The following is a 1,427-nucleotide window of genomic DNA, read 5'->3' on the forward strand; positions in this document are numbered from 1 at the left end:
GGGATCAAGCAGAAAATCTGGGGGGAAATTAAGCATAAAGTTTCGAGAGCCTGAATAGGAAGAACGGAATATCCCTTACACCTCTGGAAGATGACCTGAAAGCCTTGATTTTCGCGTTAAATGATTCTGCCGAAGCGTTAGTACTCCTGTTATTGAAGAAATTTAAGATGTCCAGATAATGCGTCTGAATAGACCTAGCGACAGTTTTGAAGGAATCCAGGCCGCAATCTTCCACTGCATTGTACCACAGTGCCAGCTTTTTAAATGCTTGCTCTTTGGATTTACAGGCCCGAAAAACGGTTCCTAAGCCTGTTGCGAGTTTGTAAGCGTGCTCGATAAGCGGATAGCGCTCGAAAAGCAGCCTGGAACGGTGATGTTGGGAGGCAGTCCACTTATCATAGTGTTTGAAAAGCAAGTACCTGCTTCTGACCAGCAGCTGTTTCAATGTATCCCCATTGGCAAGAATCTCGGGCTGGTAAACCACACCAGATTGCCTGGCAACTTCAATAGCCTGGTTTTCTTGATCCAAAGCCCGCCAACGATGTTGTATCCTGATTTCCTGAACTGCATCATATGCTAATTTTTGGACGTGGAATCTGTCGATGACCTTGGACGCCTTTGGGAAGCAGTGACTTACAATCATGCCCATATTAGCGGCCATGTCCAAAGTCACTTCTCGTACTTTACTGCGAATACGCTTAGGTATTTTTCGTAAAATCTCTATCACCGACGCGGCTTGTGTCCCCTTCACCATTGCTAACAAAGAACCTTGCCTGCCTTTTGCAGCCTTATTGGTTACGATCGTATAAAGTTCGCCATTGGAAAGAGAGGTTTCATCAATGCTTAAATATGAGCCAGCATTTTTAGGATACAAAAGCCACTCTGCGGCATGTTCACACTGGTTCCAATCTCGGTAATCACTAATATGGTCTTTATACTGCTGTTGGAGTTGCTTTCCGTCAAGGTGAAAGTATTTGCCTAATTGGGAACAGCTAACAGGATTATTATCAATACAGTCCTTTTAAAAAATCAGCGAACTCTTTGGTCATCCGAGTCCCCTGTTGCACAACATTCCAATCTCTGCTGATAATCTCACCCATATCCTTGACTTCCCAGCGCCGACGCTTAATGCAAAGTGTAACCTTTTGATTGCGAATGGGGAAATCTTGGATGTAAATCTCGGGCAGGAAGCCTTTTGATTCTAACTTTTGGTCTTTGTATTCGGATGGAGGGAGATTTTTTTCTTCCAGGTAGATGTGCAGGCCCGTTAAGCCTTCAACGATTTTAGAAAGTTCGAAGTAATCCAGGATACCCTCAGGTAACAGGAAACGGACTAGGGCTAAATAAGACTCTTGCAATGCATTTAATATTGATTCATCGCAAAACAACTACTTTTTTTATCACCCCCCAACTTTTCGGACTGATCC

General features: G+C 43.8%; 2 protein-coding genes. Both read right to left on the reverse strand.

Annotated elements, in window-relative coordinates; translation table 11 throughout:
• Nucleotides 1-28 precede the first annotated feature (28 nt).
• The gene (locus CLV60_RS34090) at nucleotides 29-1,012 is read right to left on the reverse strand and encodes an ISAon1 family transposase (protein WP_170118954.1); all 984 of its coding nucleotides are present in this window, start codon (nucleotides 1,010-1,012) and stop codon (nucleotides 29-31) included.
• Nucleotides 1,008-1,358 (reverse strand): ISAon1 family transposase N-terminal region protein, encoded by a 351-nt coding sequence (locus CLV60_RS34095; protein WP_170118953.1) that lies wholly within the window; start codon nucleotides 1,356-1,358, stop codon nucleotides 1,008-1,010. Before CLV60_RS34095 ends, CLV60_RS34090 begins: the two co-directional genes overlap by 5 nt.
• Nucleotides 1,359-1,427: the final 69 nt, after the last annotated feature.

This window comes from Dyadobacter jiangsuensis, assembly GCF_003014695.1.
GTDB classification, from domain to species: domain Bacteria; phylum Bacteroidota; class Bacteroidia; order Cytophagales; family Spirosomataceae; genus Dyadobacter; species Dyadobacter jiangsuensis.